At 67.0% G+C, this 17,135-nt stretch carries 15 protein-coding genes; 8 read left to right on the top strand and 7 right to left on the bottom strand.

Annotation, left to right across the window (positions count from 1 at the left end; translation table 11 throughout):
* Positions 1–35: 35 nt before the first annotated feature.
* The gene (locus ACV22V_RS02475; RefSeq protein WP_448012900.1) at positions 36–821 is read right to left on the bottom strand and encodes an NAD(P)H-dependent oxidoreductase; all 786 of its coding nucleotides are present in this window, start codon (positions 819–821) and stop codon (positions 36–38) included.
* An 86-nt stretch (positions 822–907) separates the two neighbouring features.
* Between ACV22V_RS02475 and ACV22V_RS02470 the strand changes: the two genes are divergently transcribed.
* Entirely contained in the window at positions 908–1,801 is an 894-nt protein-coding gene (locus tag ACV22V_RS02470) for a LysR family transcriptional regulator (protein WP_059699808.1), read from the top strand.
* Between the two features lie 186 nt (positions 1,802–1,987).
* Positions 1,988–2,392: a DUF2471 family protein gene (locus ACV22V_RS02465; protein ID WP_448012899.1), complete on the top strand. Its 405-nt coding sequence runs from the start codon at positions 1,988–1,990 to the stop codon at positions 2,390–2,392.
* A gap of 125 nt (positions 2,393–2,517) precedes the next feature.
* Here the strand turns inward: ACV22V_RS02465 and ACV22V_RS02460 are convergent, their stop codons facing one another.
* The gene (locus ACV22V_RS02460) at positions 2,518–4,551 is read right to left on the bottom strand and encodes an oxidoreductase (protein WP_448012898.1); all 2,034 of its coding nucleotides are present in this window, start codon (positions 4,549–4,551) and stop codon (positions 2,518–2,520) included.
* Positions 4,552–4,627: 76 nt separating this feature from the next.
* Between ACV22V_RS02460 and ACV22V_RS02455 the strand changes: the two genes are divergently transcribed.
* Entirely contained in the window at positions 4,628–5,710 is a 1,083-nt protein-coding gene (locus ACV22V_RS02455; protein WP_448012897.1) for an AraC family transcriptional regulator, read from the top strand.
* Between the two features lie 124 nt (positions 5,711–5,834).
* Here ACV22V_RS02455 and ACV22V_RS02450 read toward each other — a convergent pair whose 3' ends face one another.
* The 3 genes from ACV22V_RS02450 to ACV22V_RS02440 form a co-directional block, all read right to left on the bottom strand.
* Complete coding sequence (locus tag ACV22V_RS02450) at positions 5,835–6,284, bottom strand: aconitase X swivel domain-containing protein (RefSeq protein ID WP_059689495.1); 450 nt, start codon at positions 6,282–6,284, stop codon at positions 5,835–5,837.
* Positions 6,277–7,524, bottom strand: coding sequence for an aconitase X (locus ACV22V_RS02445; RefSeq protein WP_059531732.1), 1,248 nt, complete (start codon positions 7,522–7,524; stop codon positions 6,277–6,279). The genes ACV22V_RS02450 and ACV22V_RS02445 overlap by 8 nt, the downstream gene beginning before the upstream one ends.
* A 67-nt stretch (positions 7,525–7,591) precedes the next feature.
* Positions 7,592–8,020 (bottom strand): MarR family winged helix-turn-helix transcriptional regulator, encoded by a 429-nt coding sequence (locus ACV22V_RS02440; RefSeq protein WP_059689493.1) that lies wholly within the window; start codon positions 8,018–8,020, stop codon positions 7,592–7,594.
* Positions 8,021–8,130: 110 nt separating this feature from the next.
* Here ACV22V_RS02440 and ACV22V_RS02435 point away from each other — a divergent pair, with 110 nt between their 5' ends.
* The 5 genes from ACV22V_RS02435 (at position 8,131) to ACV22V_RS02415 (ending at position 13,793) form a co-directional block, all read left to right on the top strand.
* Positions 8,131–9,051: a LysR family transcriptional regulator gene (locus ACV22V_RS02435; RefSeq protein ID WP_059531738.1), complete on the top strand. Its 921-nt coding sequence runs from the start codon at positions 8,131–8,133 to the stop codon at positions 9,049–9,051.
* 107 nt (positions 9,052–9,158) lie between these two features.
* A complete protein-coding gene (locus ACV22V_RS02430; protein WP_059531741.1) occupies positions 9,159–9,590 on the top strand; it encodes a MarR family winged helix-turn-helix transcriptional regulator in 432 nt (143 codons plus the stop codon).
* A 64-nt stretch (positions 9,591–9,654) separates the two neighbouring features.
* Positions 9,655–10,746, top strand: coding sequence for an HlyD family secretion protein (locus ACV22V_RS02425; protein ID WP_448012896.1), 1,092 nt, complete (start codon positions 9,655–9,657; stop codon positions 10,744–10,746).
* Positions 10,747–10,759: 13 nt separating this feature from the next.
* Entirely contained in the window at positions 10,760–12,334 is a 1,575-nt protein-coding gene (locus ACV22V_RS02420; protein ID WP_448012895.1) for a DHA2 family efflux MFS transporter permease subunit, read from the top strand.
* 16 nt (positions 12,335–12,350) lie between these two features.
* Positions 12,351–13,793 carry an efflux transporter outer membrane subunit gene (locus tag ACV22V_RS02415; protein WP_448012894.1) on the top strand — a complete coding sequence of 481 codons (1,443 nt, stop codon included), beginning with the start codon at positions 12,351–12,353 and terminating at the stop codon, positions 13,791–13,793.
* A 69-nt stretch (positions 13,794–13,862) separates the two neighbouring features.
* On the opposite strand, the gene ACV22V_RS02410 is transcribed toward ACV22V_RS02415, so the two are convergent.
* Together ACV22V_RS02410 and ACV22V_RS02405 are read right to left on the bottom strand one after the other, a co-directional pair.
* Entirely contained in the window at positions 13,863–14,273 is a 411-nt protein-coding gene (locus ACV22V_RS02410; RefSeq protein WP_059532397.1) for a TIGR02594 family protein, read from the bottom strand.
* A gap of 390 nt (positions 14,274–14,663) precedes the next feature.
* Positions 14,664–17,111, bottom strand: coding sequence for a heavy metal translocating P-type ATPase (locus ACV22V_RS02405; RefSeq protein WP_448012893.1), 2,448 nt, complete (start codon positions 17,109–17,111; stop codon positions 14,664–14,666).
* Positions 17,112–17,135 lie beyond the last annotated feature (24 nt).

Raw genomic sequence — 17,135 nt, 5'->3', positions numbered from 1 at the left:
AGGTATCGCCCCGCATCACGACGATGCGGCGACGATCACCGCTCCTGCGCCAGATGCGCCGCGAACCCCACCGTCCCCGGCGCGATCTCCGCCTTCAGCGTCAGCGCCGGAATATCGTAGTCGCCCGCGTTCTGCCGCCGGAACGGAATCGGCTGCGCGGTCCACAGTTCGTCGAGACGCTTGCCGAGCGCAGCACGCGTTTCGTCGAAACGCGCGTCATCCATCCGGTGCGTCTGGTAGATCACGAACGGCGGCAGCACGTCGAAGCCGGGGTAATAGAGAATCCCGTGCTGGATCGGAAACAGCACGTCGTCGATCGGCCCGTTGATGCCGCGTGCGCTGTAATGCGACTCCCAGCCGCCCGTCGTGACGACGATCATCGCCCGCTTGCCCGCAAGCGACCCTTCGCCGTAACGGTCGCCCCAGTGCAGGTCGGAGTGTTCGCCGACGCCGTATGCAAAACCATACGCATACACGCGCTCGACCCAGCCCTTCATGATCGCCGGCATCGAAAACCACCACAGCGGAAACTGCAGGATCACCGCGTCGGCCCACTTCAATTTTTCCTGTTCGCGCGCGATGTCTTCACTTTGCGTGCCCGTCGCGAACGCGTGCTTCGAGTCGAGCGACGGATCGAAACGCGCGTCGGGCATGCGATCCGTCACGTCGTTCGCGTCGAACGCGGCCTTCCAGTTCATCGCATACAGGTCCGTCACCTGCACGCTATGCCCCGCCGCTTCGAGCCGCTCGACGGCAAAGTCGCGCAGCGCGCCGTTCAGCGAACGCGGTTCCGGATGGGCATAAACGATCAGCACATTCATGTTCGTCACTCCGTTGATTGAATGACTGCAGGATGCCGTCGCCGAAGGTATATTGGAAATGAATTCCCGATATTCCAGGTATAGCCATGAACAATCTCAGACGACTGGATCTGAACCTGCTGATCACGCTCGACGTGCTGCTCGCCGAGCACAACGTCACGCGTGCAGCCGAAAAACTGAACATGTCGCAGCCGTCGGTCAGCGTGCAGTTGCAGAAACTGCGCGATTTCTTCGGCGATCCGCTGTTGCTGCCCGGACCGCGCGGCATGCGGCCGACCGCACGCGCGGAAACGCTGCGCGAGCCGCTGCGGGACGCGCTCGACGCGGTCGAACGCGCGGTGCTGACGGCCACGCCGTTCGATCCGGCAACCGCGACGAACACGTGGCGCGTGGCCGCGACCGACTACGGCGAATCGACGATCGTCCTGCCCGCGCTGAACACGCTGCGGTCGGCCGCCCCCGCGACGCGCGTCGCCGTCGTCGAGCTCGTGCCGCCGCGCATCGAGCAGGACGCGGAGCGAAACGGCATCGACCTGGCCTTCCACACGACGGAAGGTTCACCGGAAGGGATGCGGCGCCTGCCGCTGTTCGTCGAGCGCTACGTGCTCGTCGGCCGCGCCGGTCATCCGAAGCTGAAGCGGCGCCCGACGCTCGCCCAGTTCGGCGCGCTGGAACACGTGATCGTGTCGCCCGACGGCGGCGGCTTCTTCGGCGTGACCGATGAAACGCTCGCGAAAGCGGGCGCCGCGCGGCGTGTCGTGCTGTCCGTTCCGCATTTCCTGTTCGTGATGTCGGCCGTCGCCAGCACGGATCTCGTCGCGATGCTGCCCGAGCGTCTGGTGCGCGACGTGCCCGCGCTGCGCGTGGTGGAAGCGCCCGTTCACGTTCCCGGCTATGAAATGTCGATGTTGTGGCACGAGCGCGTGCACCGCGATCCCGCGCATCGGTGGTTGCGCGAGACGATCGCCGCGTCGGTGTAAGTCGTTCGCGAAGGCCGCTCGGTGCGCGCGCCGGCCACCGTCGCCACCGCGCTCGACCCGGTGCCGGCAAACGGACATGCATTCAGGACTTGAAACCGCCTCGGACACTGTATATATTTACAGTGCTTTTGCACCATTTGACCCGAATTCCGTCACCCATGACGGACGGACTTTTGTGAGGCGACCATGTTCCAGTCATCCGCATTCGATCCCGAGCAACCCGGCTTCAACCCCGCCCACTTCGAACGCGCCGCGCAGCGGGCGGTCGTCGACCTGCAGCGTGTCGTCGGCGGCCCCGCCCAACGCGCGCTCGGCCTGCGACGCCGCACCCATCCGGCCGCCGTCCGCACGATGAGCTGGCAGGCGCTGCTGAACGTCGAGGAACTCGCGTTCTCGAATACCGGTTTCCTGAGCCGCAACGATCCGACGGTCATCGACGCGTTCATCCGCCTGCGCGGCAGCCGGCTGGTCGCGGCGGATGTCGAGGAACCGGTCGACTGGCGTCGCGACGACGACGACCTGCCGGCCGTCTACCTGATCGTCAAGGCGATGCTGGAAGCGGAAGAGGAAGAGCGGGCCGAAGCGGCCTGACGCACGCCGGCCGGTCGCGAGTGGCGTTCTGCCGGAATCGCGTCGCCACGTTGCATGGCGACGCGGGAAGTCGCCAGCGCGTCGCGCGACGCTCGCCGCCGTTTCCCAACCCGGAACGACGCCCGTTACAGCCGCGCCGCGAGTCGCGATCCCTGATCGATCGCACGCTTCGCATCGAGCTCGGCCGCCAGTTCCGCGCCGCCGATCAGATGCACCGAGCGTCCGGCCGCCTGCAACGGCGCGAGCAGCGCGCGCTGCGGCTCCTGCCCCGTGCACAGCACGATCGTGTCGGCTTCGATCAGTTCATGATCGGTCCGCTGCTCGCCGTACGACACGTGCAGCCCGCGCGCGTCGATCCGTTCGTAGTTCACGCCGCCGATCATCTTCACCTGCTTCATCTTCAGCGTCGCGCGGTGAATCCAGCCGGTCGTCTTGCCGAGCCCCTTGCCGAGCGGCGCGGCCTTGCGCTGCAACAGCGTCACTTCGCGAGCCGGCGCCCCGACCTGCGCGCGCGTCACGCCGCCGCGCGTCGCGGCCGGATCGGTCACGCCCCACTCCGCTTTCCACTCTTCCAGATCGAGCGTCGGCGACTCGCCGCCCTGCACCAGATATTCGGCGACGTCGAAGCCGATGCCGCCGGCGCCGACCACCGCGACCCGCCGGCCGACCGGCTGCCCGCCGGCCAGCACGTCGATGTAGCTGAGCACGTTCGGCCCGTCCTGGCCGGGAATCTTCGGGTCGCGCGGCGCCACACCGGTCGCGAGCACGATTTCGTCGTAGCCGCCCGCGATCAGGTCGCTCGCATCGATGCGGCGGTTCAGGTGCAGGTTCACGCCGGTCAGCTCGACCTGACGGCCGAAATAACGCAGCGCTTCGTCGAACTCCTCCTTGCCCGGAATCCGCTTCGCCATGTTGAACTGACCGCCGATCTCCGCCGCCGCGTCGAACAGATCGACGTGGTGGCCGCGCTGCGCGAGCACGGTCGAGCACGCGAGCCCGGCCGGCCCCGCGCCGACCACCGCGATGCGCTTCGGCTGCTGCACGCGCGTGTAAATCAGCTCGGTCTCGTGGCATGCGCGCGGATTCAGCAGGCATGACGCGATCTGGTTCTTGAACGCGTGGTCGAGACACGCCTGGTTGCAACCGATGCAGGTGTTGATCTCGTCTGCCCGGCCCTGCGCGGCCTTGACGACGAACTCGGCATCCGCGAGCAGCGGGCGCGCCATCGACACCATGTCCGCGCAGCCGTCCGCGAGAATCTGCTCGGCCACCTCGGGCCGGTTGATCCGGTTGGTCGTCACGAGCGGGATGCCGACCTCGCCCTTCATCTTTTTCGTCACCCACGCGAACGCGCCGCGCGGCACCGACGTCGCGATCGTCGGCACGCGCGCCTCGTGCCAGCCGATCCCCGTATTGATGATGGTCGCGCCCGCGCGCTCGACGGCCTTCGCGAGCTGCACGGTCTCGCTCCAGTCGCTGCCGTCCGGAATCAGGTCGAGCATCGACAGCCGGTAGATCAGGATGAAGTCGCGCCCGACCGCCTCGCGCGTGCGCGCGACGATCTCGATCGGCAGCCGGATCCGGTTCTCGTACGAACCGCCCCACTGGTCGCCGCGCTTGTTCGTATGCATCGAGATGAACTGGTTGATCAGGTAGCCCTCGGAGCCCATGATCTCGACGCCGTCGTAGCCGGCCTCGCGCGCAAGCTGCGCGCAACGGACGAACGCGCGGATCTGCCGCTCGACGCCGCGCGCGCTGAGTTCGTGCGGCGCGAACGGCGAGATCGGCGACTTGATCTTCGACGGCGCGACCGCGAACGGGTGGTAGCCGTAGCGGCCGGTATGCAGGATCTGCAGCGCGATCTTGCCGTCGTCCGCATGCACGGCGTCGGTGATCACGCGATGGCGCCGCGCGCCGGCCGACGTCATCAGCGTGCCGCCGAACGGCTTGGTCCAGCCGGCCACGTTCGGCGCGAAGCCGCCGGTCACGATCAGGCCGACGCCGCCGCGCGCGCGTTCGGCGAAATAGTCGGCGAGCCGCGGCAGCGTCTTGCGGCTGTCCTCGAGGCCCGTGTGCATCGAGCCCATCAGCACGCGGTTCTTCAGCGTGGTGAAGCCGAGATCGAGCGGCGCGAGCAGGTGGGGAAAGGAAGTCGTCATGGTGAGTCTGCCGATAAGCGATACGTGCCATCGTAGGCTGCGCGCCGCCTTGAACGTGAGGGGGCAAACAGCCATAATGCTTGTCATTTCCGGCCAAATCGACATGACCTCCCCGTCACGCAAGGACCACCTCGGGCTACGCCGGCCGACGATTCCGGTCGCCTACACGCGCCTGCTGCTGCAGGCGCTGGCCGCGCGCGGCGTCGATCCGGCCGCCGTGCGCGCGGGCACCGGGCTGCGCGATGCAGTATTGGCCGAACCGGACGCGCGCGTCGCGCCGTCGCAATGGGGCCGGCTCGTGCTCAACGCGATCGAGATCGGCGGCGATCCGGGCATCGGGCTCGCGTTCGGGCTGCTGCTGAAGCCGACCGTGCACGGCTTCCTCGGTTATGCGACGCTGACCGCGCGGGACATCCGCGAAGCACTGATCGTCACGCAGCGCTACTTCCGGATGCGCAACCGCCAATATCGGCTGACCTACGCGGAGGACGACGACGGCGCGACGCTCGAACTGCACGGCGTGCAGGCGAGCCCGGTGCTGCAGCATCACGTGATGTTCGAGTTCGTGCTGACGGGGCTCGCGCAGAACATCTCGCAGTGGTCCGGGCGCGCGTCGCCGCCGATCGCGCTGCGCTTCGCATGGCCGGAGCCCGATTACTTCGCACGCTATCGCGACCAGTTGCCGCCGGTCGAATTCGGCTGCGCGGCGAACGCGCTGTGGATCGCGCACGACGTGCTGGACTGGCCGCTGCCGCTCGCCGACGAAGTCGCGCACCGGCAAGCGCTCGTGCAGGTCGAGCGCGAGTATGCGCAGGTGCGTCAGGAGGAAGGCGATCTGGTCGAGCGCGTGCGCGCGGAACTGGCGCGAACCGCCGGCAACTATTCCAGTCCGGAGGCGCTCGCCGACGCGCTGCTCGTGTCGACGCGCACGTTGCGGCGCCGGCTCGAGGAAGCGGGGTCGAGCTATCGGCAACTGCTCGACGAAGCGCGCTTTCGCGATGCGAAGCTATTGCTGTCGGCGTCGGATCTCGACCTGAAGACGATCGCCGAGCGGCTGCAGTTCACCGACCCGGCGAATTTCACGCGCGCATTCCGGCGCTGGGCCGGGCAGACGCCGAGCGCCTATCGGGAAGCGGCCGCCGGAGCCACGCACGAATGACCGGAGAACGCGGGCGGCGCCACGCGCCCCGTTGATATTTCATCGTTCGGTCGAACGGCGATCGGCCGCTTCGTGCAAGTACGCCGCACACCCGCTTCCTCCGAGCCGGCGAGCGCGTGACGCGTCAGCCGCCGACGTCGATCCGCGCGCCGCCGTCGCCCTCGCCTGCGTCGATTCGCACGTCGCCCGTCGCGGCGACGATCGCGTCGTACACCGCATCGGTCACGCACACCACCGGCACCGCAATCGCATACAGCTCGGCGGCGACGATCGCGCCGATCGAGATGATCAGGTCGCGCTCCTTCAGCACGATCCCGACCGGCCCCGTGCCGTTGCGCACCGCTTCCGCGAGCACGCTGCTGCTCGAACTCGAGCCCTTCGCATGCGGCATCACCATGATCCGGCCGGCCAGGCTCGCGCCCGCCTGCGGATGCCCGCGATCGACGATCCGCCCCGCGCCCGAGTCGTAGCCGCCCCAGAAGCTGAGCGGCTTGTCGAGCACGATCGTCGTCGCGCATGCGCTGCCCGGCACGAGCGTGTCGCCCGTCAGTTTCCGAATGCTTGCTTCAGTCATCGAATCGCACCTTTCCTTCGAACGCGGAACGCACGCACTCGCGCATGCTGCCGTACGCGACCGTGACGCCGATGTTCGCGGGCGCATACGACGCCCATTTCCCCGAGTTCGTCATCACCAGGCCCGACAGCTGTTTCATCACCGGCGTGATGTACGTGCAGGTGTCGACGACGATCTGGATGCCGCGCGCGTCGAACTTGCCGGCAAGCCCGAGCTCGCCCAGTTCCCACAGGATGAAGCGGCTCGTGTTCACGTAGAAATCGCACTTCGGCTTGCCGTCGAACTGGTCGAGCAGCGCGTCGAGCGTGCGGAATTCGGCCAGCGAGAAGTGCGGCGTGCCGAGCGCGACCGCGACGAGCGCATCGCCGGCCGCGCCGTGGTTCAGCGTGCGGCGGATCTCGTCGAGATCGGCCATCGCGACATCGACCGTTCGCTGCGCCGCCTGCCCGTGCAGCGCGGCGTCGAGCGTCGGCGCCTCGGGCGTGACGCCCACCGCATGGAACAGCGCGACCGCGCCGCTCGATGCGGCGGCCGCGCCGAGCGCCTTGAGTTCATCCTCGGTGGTGTCCGCCGGCAGCCCGACGATCGCCGGCACGGTCGCGCCGGCGATCCGGCCGATCAGCAAGCCGAGCGCCGCGAAATAGATGTCGCGCGACGGCCGGTGGCCGAAGTCCGGGGCGTTGAACACGATCCGCGCCGCGCGATTCGATTCGACGTGCAGCCCCGCGTACGGTGCGCGTCCGGTGATCGCGGCGGCCAGATCGAGAAAGTCGCCATAGCGGCTGGTGCGTGCGCCGAGCACCGAGTTGGCGAACACGATCGCATTGGATTCGGCCCACGCGATCTGCTCGCCCAGGCGCGGACGATTCTTCAGCTGATACGGCGCGCACGTGAAGCTCGACTCGCAGCCGAGCTGGAGATGCGCGTCCATCAGGCGTTGCGCGTCGCGCTGGATCGTGCGGTCGCCGCGATACAGCTCGGGATGGATCAGGTCGAGCGACCCGACGTTCAGCGTGGTCGGCACCGCGACCTGCGCGCCGGTGTCGACGAAATATTCGACGAAGTCGAGGCTGGTCTGGCCGTGGTAAAGACAGCCGTCGATATGCGCGGACGTGATGTCGATCAGGCGCGGCGCCGACATGACCTCGGCCGTGCGCGCGACGATCCGCATCGCGCGCGCGACGCCGTCGCCGAATGCGCCGCGCAACATCGCGTCGTCGCGCTCGCTCAACTGCAGCATGGGGGGCTCCTCTTGTCTCGTCCGGTGGATCCGGATCGCTTTTGTAATACTACCGCGCGCGTCGCGCCTATCGCTGCGCCGTCAGGCTGAACAGCTCGTCGCGCAGCGCCTTGGCGCGGCCGCGGCCGAACTGCGTCTCGAACTCGTCCTGCGCGGCCTGCCACGCGACTTTCGCCTGCGCGTAGGTGCGTTCGCCGAGCTTCGTCAGGCTGAGCGCATGCGCGCGCGCGTCATGCTCGGACGCGGCCGCGGCGACGAAGCCGTCGCGCTGCAGCGGCTTCAGCGCGCGCAACAGCGTCGTGCGATCCATCACCAGCGTGTCGGCGAGTTCGCTCATCACCAGGCCGGGCCGGTGCGACAGGTTCACCATGATCGAGAACTGCGCGGGCGTGACACCGACCGGGGCCAGATGCCGCTCGTAAAGTTGCGTGACGAAGCGCGCCGCCTGACGCAGCGCGAGGCAATTACACGCGTGGGCCATCTGGATATCGTTCATGACCGGCAATTTATATGTGCATATGCATAAAGTCAATGTACACTCCGCCGTAACATGGCCGGGCCGGCCGCGTGCATCAGGCGCCCCGCCATCGCCTCGAGGAGACGGACATGGACTACATCGACAAGCTGCGGATTTTCCGGTCGGTGGTGGAAATGCGCAGCTTCACGCGCGCCGCCGACATGCACGGCCTCGCGCGGCCGGTCGTGTCGCGGGCGGTCGCGGATCTGGAGGCGCGCTTCGGCAGCCGCCTGCTGCACCGGACCACGCGCCAGGTCTCGCTGACCGAAACCGCCGAGCGCATCTACGAACGCTGCGCGGCCGTGCTCGACGAACTCGACTCGCTGGAAGCGCAAGCGCAGTCGCACACGCGCGAGCCCGAGGGGCTGCTGCGCCTCGTCGCGCACACGACGGCCGCGCTGAACCGGCTCGTGCCGCTGATCGCCGGCTTCAAGGCCGCGCATCCGAAGGTGCGCCTCGACGTCACGCTGACCGAGCGCCCGGTCGACCTCGTCGGCGAAGGCTACGACATCGGCATCGTCGTGCCGTACATGCTGACGAGCGAGACGACCATCGTGCGGCTGGTCGAACGCATTCCGGTGGTGATCGTCGCGACGCCCGCGTATCTGCGCACGCATCCGCGTCCCGAAACGCCGGCCGACCTCGCCGGTCATGCGTTCGTGCCGCTGTCGCCGTCGCTGCGCCGGCCCGCGCTGTCGTTCCGCGTCGACGGCGACACGCTGACCGTGCCGTTGAGCTTCGACATCTCGTCGAACAGCCCCGTCTTCAACCGCGAAATGGTGATGCACGACTTCGGCATCGGCGTCGTGCCGAAAACGCTCGTCGAAGCCGAGCTCGCGTCGGGCGCGCTCGTGCAGTTGCTCGACGGCGCCGACCTCGTCGACGCGTTCGTCGAAATCAAGCTCGCGTACGCGAATCGCGCGCTGCTGCCGGCGAAGGTCAAGGCGTTCATCGACTACACGGCCGCGTACTGCGACCGCGAAGGCGGGATTGTTCCGGCCGCCGCCTGATCCGGCACGAAAACGCGCCGTTCCACCGTCGATTGGTACAGCCACGGCACCAATCTGATCCTGGCTCGCCGCTCGCTTCAGGCCGCCGCGCCACCTAACATGTGCACATGCACAAGTCCACGCTTACCGATGACGATTGCTTCGCGGTCCGGCAAGCCGCCCGGCGGATCTCGCAGTTCTACGAGCGCTACCTGTCGCAGGCGGGCGTCACGCCGTCGCAGTACAGCATTCTCGCGCTGCTGCGGGAGCGCCCGGGCCTGACGATGGCGACGCTGTCGGCGGTACTGGTGATCGAACGCACGGCGCTGCTGCGCGCGCTCAAGCCGCTGATCGGCGCGACGCTGGTCGCGGGCCGGATCGAGCCGCGTTGCCGCCGCCAGACGTTCGCGCTGACCGCGCACGGCGAAACGAAGATCGCCGACGCGCAGGTGCACTGGCTCGCCGCGCAGGAGGCGTTCGAGCAGCGGTTCGGGTCGGCGCAAGCTGCCCGCCTCAGAGACGAATTGTTCCGGATCACGCACAACCTCCCGGAACGCTGACCCCTTCCCCGATCGGCGACGCGTCGTCGGTCGTTTCAATTAGTGCATATACATAGGTGAATCGATGGACACGACCCAAGCCGCTGCCTCCCGCGAGGCAGCCACAACCGACCGGCCGGCAAGGCAGCAACGCCGCGTGCCGTGGATGCGGATCGCGGTGGCCGCCGTCGTCGTCGCGGTCGCGGCCGCGGCGCTCGACTGGCTGTTCGTGCTGCGCTTCCAGGAAAGCACCGACGATGCGTATGTCGGCGGCGACGTCACGGTGCTCGCGCCGAAGGTGAACGGTTTCGTCGACAAGATACTCGTGACCGACAACCAGCGCGTGAAGGCCGGCGACGTGCTCGTGCGGCTCGATGCGCGCGACTACGACGCGAAGCTCGCGCAGGCGACCGCCGAAGTCGACAGCGCGCGCGCCGCGGTGACCGAACTCGAGGCGAAGCAGCAGCTTCAATACGCGGTGATCGGCCAGCATGCGGCGGACAGGAATGCGTCGTCGGCCGAGCTCACGCGTGCGTCGTCCGACCGCGTACGCTACCGCGAGCTCGTGAAATCCGATGCGGTGTCGAACCAGATCGTCGAACGCGCGGACGCCGATTATTCGAAGGCGGATGCGGCCGTCGCGCGCAGCGACGCCGCGCTGCTCGCATCGAAGCGGCAGCTCGACGTGCTCGGCGCGCAGCTCGCCGATGCGCGGGCCCGCGTGAATACCGCGCTCGCCGCGCAACGCGTCGCGGCGCTCAACGTCGAGTACACGACGATCCGCTCGCCGGTCGACGGTTACATCGGCAACCGCACGGGCCGCGTCGGGATGCTCGCGAACGTCGGCGTGCCGCTGCTGACGGTCGTGCCCGTGTCCGGGCTGTGGATCGACGCGAACTTCAAGGAAGACCAGCTGCGCAAGATGCGCCCGGGCGATCGCGTCGACGTCGCGCTCGATGCGTCGAGCACGCGCCTGCACGGCCGCGTCGACAGCCTGGCGCCCGCGACCGGTGCGACCTTCAGCGTGCTGCCGCCCGAGAACGCGACCGGCAACTTCACGAAGATCGTCCAGCGCGTGCCGGTGCGCGTGCATCTCGATCCGCAGCCGGGCATCGAGCATGTGCTGCGTCCCGGCCTCTCCGCGGTCGTGACCGTGCATACCGACCACACGAACTGAACGGGAGCCTGCGATGACCACCGCGTTTCCCGGCGACCCCGCGTCGCAACCGACGAAGCAGCGCGTGTTCGCGTTCGCGCTGATGTGCGTCGGCTTCTTCATGGCGACGCTCGACATCCAGATCGTCGCGTCGTCGCTGCGCGACATCGGCGGCGGCCTGTCCGCGAGCCAGGACGAGTTGTCCTGGGTGCAGACGGCCTACCTGATCGCCGAGATCATCGTGATCCCGATGTCGGGCTGGCTGTCGAGGGTGATGTCGACACGCTGGCTGTTCGTCGCGTCGGCCGTCGGCTTCACGATCACGAGCATGCTGTGCGGGCTCGCGTGGGACATCAACTCGATGATCCTGTTCCGCGGGCTGCAGGGCGCGCTCGGCGCCGCGATGATTCCGACGGTGTTCACGACCGCGTTCGTGCTGTTTCCGGGCAAGCAGCGGCTGATTGCGTCGACGACGATCGGTGCGCTCGCGTCGCTCGCGCCGGCGATCGGGCCGGTGATCGGCGGCTGGATCACCGATCAATGGTCGTGGCACTGGCTGTTCTACCTGAACCTCCTGCCGGGCATCGCGGTGGCCGCGCTGGTGCCGCGCTACGTGCATATCGACGCACCCGATCTCAGCCTCATCAAGCGCGGCGACTATCGCGGCATCGCGCTGATGTCGGGCTTCCTCGGCTGCCTCGAATACGTGCTGGAAGAAGGCCCGCGCAAGAACTGGTTCAGCGACGATGCGATCGTCATCTGTGCGTGGATCTCCGGCATCTGCGGCTTCCTGTTCATCGTGCACGCACTGACCGCGGAAGACCCGATCGTCGATCTGCGCGCGCTCGCCGTGCGCAACTTCGGGATCGGCAGCCTGCTGTCGTTCGTCACGGGCATCGGGATCTTCGTGACCGTGTTCCTGACGCCGCTGTTCCTCGCGCAGGTGCGTGCGTTCAGTTCGCTGCAGATCGGCATCGCGCTGCTGTCGGTCGGTGTGTTCCAGCTGCTCGCGCTCTGCGCGTATGCGTTCGCCACACGCTACTTCAGCATGCGCACGCTGCTGGTGTTCGGGCTCGTCTGCTTCGGCCTCGGCTGCTACATGTATACGCCGATCACGCACGACTGGGGCTGGCGGGAACTGCTGCTGCCGCAGGCGCTGCGCGGCATCGGCCAGCAGTTCAGCGTGCCGCCGATCGTGACGATGGCACTGGGTTCGCTGCCGCAGTCGCGGCTGAAATCGGCGAGCGGCCTGTTCAACCTGATGCGCAACCTCGGCGGCGCGATCGGCATCGCGGTGAGCGCGACGATGCTCAACGACCGGCTCAACTTCCACTACCTGCGCCTGAACGAACACGTGAGCGCCGGCGAGCCGCAGGTCGCGTCGCTGCTCGATCGCCAGGCCGCGTACTGGACCTCGGTGGCCGGCAACACGCTCGATACCGCGCAGGCGGGCCTCGCGAACCTGCACCGCCTGATCTATCGCGAAGCGCTGACGCTCACCTACGCCGATGCGTACTACGCGCTGTCGCTGTGCTTCGTGGTCGCGCTGCTTGCCGTCGCGTTTTCCCGTCCCATCACCCTGAACGCGCCGCCGCCGGACGCGCACTGAAGCCAAGGTCGTCATCATGAAAAAGCTACTCGTCGCGCTGGCCGTCAGCGCCTTCGCCGCAGGGTGTGCGGTGCAGCCCGCGCAGCATCCCGCGCTGCACGATTCCGTTCAATCCCTCGCGCCCGCCGCATGGGACACCGACGTGCCGCGCGCGGACATCGACGCCGCCGCGTGGTGGGCGCAGTTCAACGACCCCGTGCTCGACCGGCTGATCGCGACCGTGCTCGACGGCAACCTCGATCTGCAGGCCGCCGCCGAACGCGTGAAGCAGGCGCAGGCGCTGACCGTGCAGAAGCGCGCGGTGCTGCTGCCCGAACTCGACGCGACCGCACGTGCGTCCGACGCGCGCCAGAACACGCCGCCGCCGCTCGGCTACGTGCGGCAGGCCGGCGCGGGACTCGCGCTGAGCTGGTCGCCGGACGTGTTCGGCGGCGAACGGCTCGACCTGCTGGCCGCGCAGGCCGAGCTGGTCGGGCAAAAGCACGCGGAAGACGCGATGCGGCTCGCGCTCGCGGCCGATGCGGCCTCGGCCTATGTGGATCTGCGCTGGGCGCAGCAGGAACTGAAGATCCTGCAGGACAACGCGGCGATCCGCCGGCATGCGCTCGAACTCACGCGCAAGCGGCAGGCGTTCGGGTTGTCGACGGAGCTCGACGTCACGCGCGCGCTGAACCAGCTCGATGCGCTCGAAGCGCGGATTCCGCCAACGCAGGCGCAGATCGCGCATCAGCTCAATCTGATCGCCGTGTATTCGGGCCGCACGCCCGAGTCGGTCGACCGGCTCGTGCTCGCGCAGGCCGGCGCGATTCCGGCGCCGCCTGCCGGGTCGCCCGCCACGCTGCCGTCGCAGGCGCTGCTGCGCCGGCCGGACGTGCTCACCGCGTACGCCCAGGTCGAGCGGCGCGCGGCGCAGGTCGGCGTCGCGAAGGCCGAGCGGTATCCGAAGTTCTCGCTGAACCTGACCGACGGGATTCTGGCCGCGTCGTATCTCGGGTTGCCGACGCTGACCGACAACCTGTTCAGCGCGGCGCTGAGCGCGACGAGCCCGATCTTCAACGCGGGGCGAATCACCGCCGACATCACGCAAAGCGAAAGCCGGATGCGCGAGTCGGAACTCGGGTTGCGGCAGACGATGCTGCAGGCGCTGCGGGAAGTCGAGGACGCGCGTGCGAACCTCGTCAGCAGCGATGAAGCGACGCGGCGCCTCGATAGCGCGCTGTCGGCGTCGGACAAGGCGCTCGGGCTGGCGAACCAGCTCTACAAGGGCGGCGCGACGGATTTTCTGGACGTGCTGTCGGCGCAGGAGGTGTATCTGCGGGATTCGGATGCACTCAATCAGGTCAGGCGCGAGCATGCGCTGGCGGCGGTCACGTTGTATCGGTCGCTCGGCGGCGGGTGGAGCCGGAACGATGCGGCGGGTGAAGCGCAGGCCGTGGCCGCCACCGCCGCGCAGGATTGACCGCGGCCGCCATGCGACGCCGGCGCCCGCGCCGTCGTCCGTGCACGGGAGGCCGGGCGTGCGGCGCGGTCAGCCAGCGTCCGGCCACCGGTATCCGATCACCTCGCTCACCGGATACGCAAGCTCGCGCACTTCCTCCAGCTGATTGCCGCCGAACAGGTGCACACGCTCGTCGTCGTGACGCAGGTAGAACCCGACGTGCCCCTTCCAGCTCACGGGGTCGTCGCGCGTCAGGATCGCGATGCAGCCGTACACCGGACGCTCCAGCGGCCGCCCCCATTCGAGCCACGAACGCGCGAGCGCCGACCCTGTGCCGCGGATGCCCGCATGCGTCATGCACCAGTTGACGAACGACGAGCACCACGAAATCTTGTCGTCGTAGCCGACGAGATTCGTGTGGTTGTTGTATTCGACGATGCGCGGATTGATGCTGCCGGGCGGGAAGCGGCGAATGCCCAGCTCGGCCAGTGCGACGGCCATCCACGGCGGATGGCCGGCTGGCGGGTTGCCCTCGGGGTTCGATCGGATCACGACGGTCTCGATGGAATGCGGGTGGAGTGTCGCTCGATCTTCGCATGAATGCGGCGGTATGGTGGTGTCGATTCGGCCGCCTCGGGTGAACCGGTCGAGCATTCGGGTTCCGCCGTTACAACTGATGCCGTCGTCTTTCCGGATTGCCGACACAGAAGAAAACAATCGGCCGGATTCTTTTGCCTTCGTGCGGAGAACCCTGACTCCGGTGCGAGCCGTTCCACCAGATTACGCGCCACCCGAGGTTCTGGTCACGCCAGAGCCTTCCCGGCCGTCAATGACTCGTCTGGCCGGCCCCACGACGTCAAATCGTACGGACGTTTGCGTGCCGATCGCTGCTCAAATTCTGGCGTTACGCAACCTTAGCGCGTTCGAAATGACCGAAGCGGAGCTTAGACTCATTGCAAGTGCCGCAATCATCGGCGAGAGCAGCAAACCGGTGAATGGATAAAGTACCCCTGCCGCCAGCGGAACGCCAAGCGCGTTGTAGATGAACGCGAAGCCGAGATTCTGCTTCATGTTCGCAACGGTTGCCTCGGACAGCACTCGAGCACGCGCGATACCGCGCAAGTCGCCCTTGACGAGCGTCACCTGAGCGCTACTCATTGCCACATCCGTGCCTGTTCCCATGGCCACGCCGACATCGGCCTTGGCAAGCGCGGGGGCGTCGTTTATCCCGTCTCCAGCCATCGCGACGACATGCCGGGCTTGCTGAAGCCGTGATACCAGATTGAGCTTATCGGCAGGCTTCACCTCGCCATGGAATTCGTCGATGCCGAGCTTCTCGGCCACCGCCTTCGCGGTGACCACACCATCACCGGTCGCCATTACGACTCGAATACCGTTCTCCCTCAATGTCGAAAGCGCTTCCGGCGTCGTCGCCTTTATCGGGTCGGCGACCGCAAGCAGCCCGGCCAAACCGCCATCGGCAGCCAGGTACATGACGCTGGCGCCTTGCCCACGCAGGCCGTTCGCCTCCTTGGCCAGCGATTCGACGGATATGGCGTCAGCCTGCATCAGCGCGGTGTTGCCAAGCGCAAGTCTCCTGCCGGCGACCCTTCCTCTCACGCCGATGCCCGTCGCGGATTCGAAATTTTCCGTGCGTTCCAAAGTCAACTTCTTCTCACGGGCTGCCGCAACGATGGCTGCTGCAAGCGGATGCTCGCTACCCTGGTCGAGGCTCGCCGCCAGACGAAGCACTTCGTCGGCCGTGTATCCGGTTGTGCCCACGGCTTGCTCGAATGCTGGACGCCCCTCGGTCAGCGTCCCGGTCTTGTCGACGATGAGCACGTCGACCTTCCGAAAATTCTCAATCGCAGCCGCATCGCGAAAGAGGATCCCCGTTGTGGCTCCTTTTCCGCTCGCGACCATGATGGACATTGGCGTCGCGAGGCCCAGCGCGCAGGGACATGCAATGATGAGCACCGCCACCGCATTGATGAGACCGAACACCCAGCTGGGCTCGGGGCCAACGATGCCCCACACGAAGAACGTCAGAAGAGCGACGCTGACGACCCCGACGACAAACACGCCGGCCACCTTGTCAGCCATACGTTGCATGGGGGCACGGGACCGCTGCGCCTGCGCGACCATCTGCACGATTTGCGACAGGACGGTTTGGGAGCCGACCTTTTCCGAGCGGATGACGAGACTGCCCGTCGCGTTCATCGTTGCGCCAATGACGTGGTCGCCAACACGCTTCGTGACGGGAATGGGCTCGCCGGTAATCATGGACTCGTCGAGCGAACTCGTGCCGTCCGTCACTACGCCATCCACGGGAACTTTCTCGCCCGGCCGCACGCGAAGCAGGTCTCCCCCATGTACATGGGATAACTGAATATCTTCTTCGGTGCCATCCGGGTTGATGCGTCGCGCAGTCTTGGGTGCGAGCCCGAGTAGTGCCTTGATGGCGGCGGACGTTTGCGAGCGCGCCTTCAGTTCGAGCATCTGCCCGAGAAGCGTCAGCGAAATGATGACTGCCGCCGCCTCGAAATACACGCTGACTCGGCCGTGCGCGCTGTACGTTTCCGGAAACACGCCGGGGAAGATGGTCGCGATGACACTGTAGATGTAAGCGGCGCCTGTCCCAAGCCCAATGAGGGTCCACATGTTGGGACTGCGATTCATGAATGAGCGCACGCATCGCGCGAAAAACGGCAGGCCTGCCCACAGGACGACCGGCGTAGAGATAATGAACTCGACCCAGCTCTCCGTGTCGACGTCCACCGATCCGAAGCGATGGCCGAACATCGCAAGGACGAAGACCACGACGGTCAGTGGCAACGTCCACCAGAATCGGCGCTGGAAATCGACCAGTTCCGGGTTATCGCCTTCGTCAACGCCGGGCAGAATCGGTTCCAGGGTCATGCCGCACTTCGGACATTGTCCAGGATGGTCCTGGCGAATTTCCGGGTGCATCGGACACGTGTAGATGGTGCCCTCGGGCACGGCTTGTGGCTGCTCGCTGGTCGGGAGCTCAACGTACTTGGACGGCGCAGCCTGGAATTTCGTCAAGCAAGCCTGGCTGCAGAACGCATACCACTTGCCATTGTGTTCGCCGTGGAAGCGGGACTCATCGGGCACCGTCATTCCGCAGACGGGGTCGCGAAGCGAATCCGTGGAACGAACGTGCTCGGCCCGGCCCTCACGATGATGCGCATGCGCGTCGTGTCCGTGCCCGGCGGAAGGCGCGTGCTTGTCCGCCTCACGAGCGTGATGTTCGCCCGATGACACCTGCCCGGAAATCCGTTGATGATGAAGCTTGTCTTCGCCGGGTCGGCCGCTCATTTGACGCTCCCTTGTTCACCCGTT

The organism is Burkholderia sp. AW33-5, assembly GCF_053427615.1.
The sequence above is the reverse complement of the archived record's forward strand: the minus strand, read 5'-3'. Positions and strand labels throughout refer to the sequence as shown.

Coding starts and splice junctions, on each gene's coding strand:
- ACV22V_RS02475 (WP_448012900.1), bottom strand. CDS start 821: ATGAATGTGCTGATCGTTTATGCCCATCCGGAACCGCGTTCGCTGAAC.
- ACV22V_RS02470 (WP_059699808.1), top strand. CDS start 908: ATGAACAATCTCAGACGACTGGATCTGAACCTGCTGATCACGCTCGAC.
- ACV22V_RS02465 (WP_448012899.1), top strand. CDS start 1,988: ATGTTCCAGTCATCCGCATTCGATCCCGAGCAACCCGGCTTCAACCCC.
- ACV22V_RS02460 (WP_448012898.1), bottom strand. CDS start 4,551: ATGACGACTTCCTTTCCCCACCTGCTCGCGCCGCTCGATCTCGGCTTC.
- ACV22V_RS02455 (WP_448012897.1), top strand. CDS start 4,628: ATGCTTGTCATTTCCGGCCAAATCGACATGACCTCCCCGTCACGCAAG.
- ACV22V_RS02450 (WP_059689495.1), bottom strand. CDS start 6,284: ATGACTGAAGCAAGCATTCGGAAACTGACGGGCGACACGCTCGTGCCG.
- ACV22V_RS02445 (WP_059531732.1), bottom strand. CDS start 7,524: ATGCTGCAGTTGAGCGAGCGCGACGACGCGATGTTGCGCGGCGCATTC.
- ACV22V_RS02440 (WP_059689493.1), bottom strand. CDS start 8,020: ATGAACGATATCCAGATGGCCCACGCGTGTAATTGCCTCGCGCTGCGT.
- ACV22V_RS02435 (WP_059531738.1), top strand. CDS start 8,131: ATGGACTACATCGACAAGCTGCGGATTTTCCGGTCGGTGGTGGAAATG.
- ACV22V_RS02430 (WP_059531741.1), top strand. CDS start 9,159: ATGCACAAGTCCACGCTTACCGATGACGATTGCTTCGCGGTCCGGCAA.
- ACV22V_RS02425 (WP_448012896.1), top strand. CDS start 9,655: ATGGACACGACCCAAGCCGCTGCCTCCCGCGAGGCAGCCACAACCGAC.
- ACV22V_RS02420 (WP_448012895.1), top strand. CDS start 10,760: ATGACCACCGCGTTTCCCGGCGACCCCGCGTCGCAACCGACGAAGCAG.
- ACV22V_RS02415 (WP_448012894.1), top strand. CDS start 12,351: ATGAAAAAGCTACTCGTCGCGCTGGCCGTCAGCGCCTTCGCCGCAGGG.
- ACV22V_RS02410 (WP_059532397.1), bottom strand. CDS start 14,273: ATGGCCGTCGCACTGGCCGAGCTGGGCATTCGCCGCTTCCCGCCCGGC.
- ACV22V_RS02405 (WP_448012893.1), bottom strand. CDS start 17,111: ATGAGCGGCCGACCCGGCGAAGACAAGCTTCATCATCAACGGATTTCC.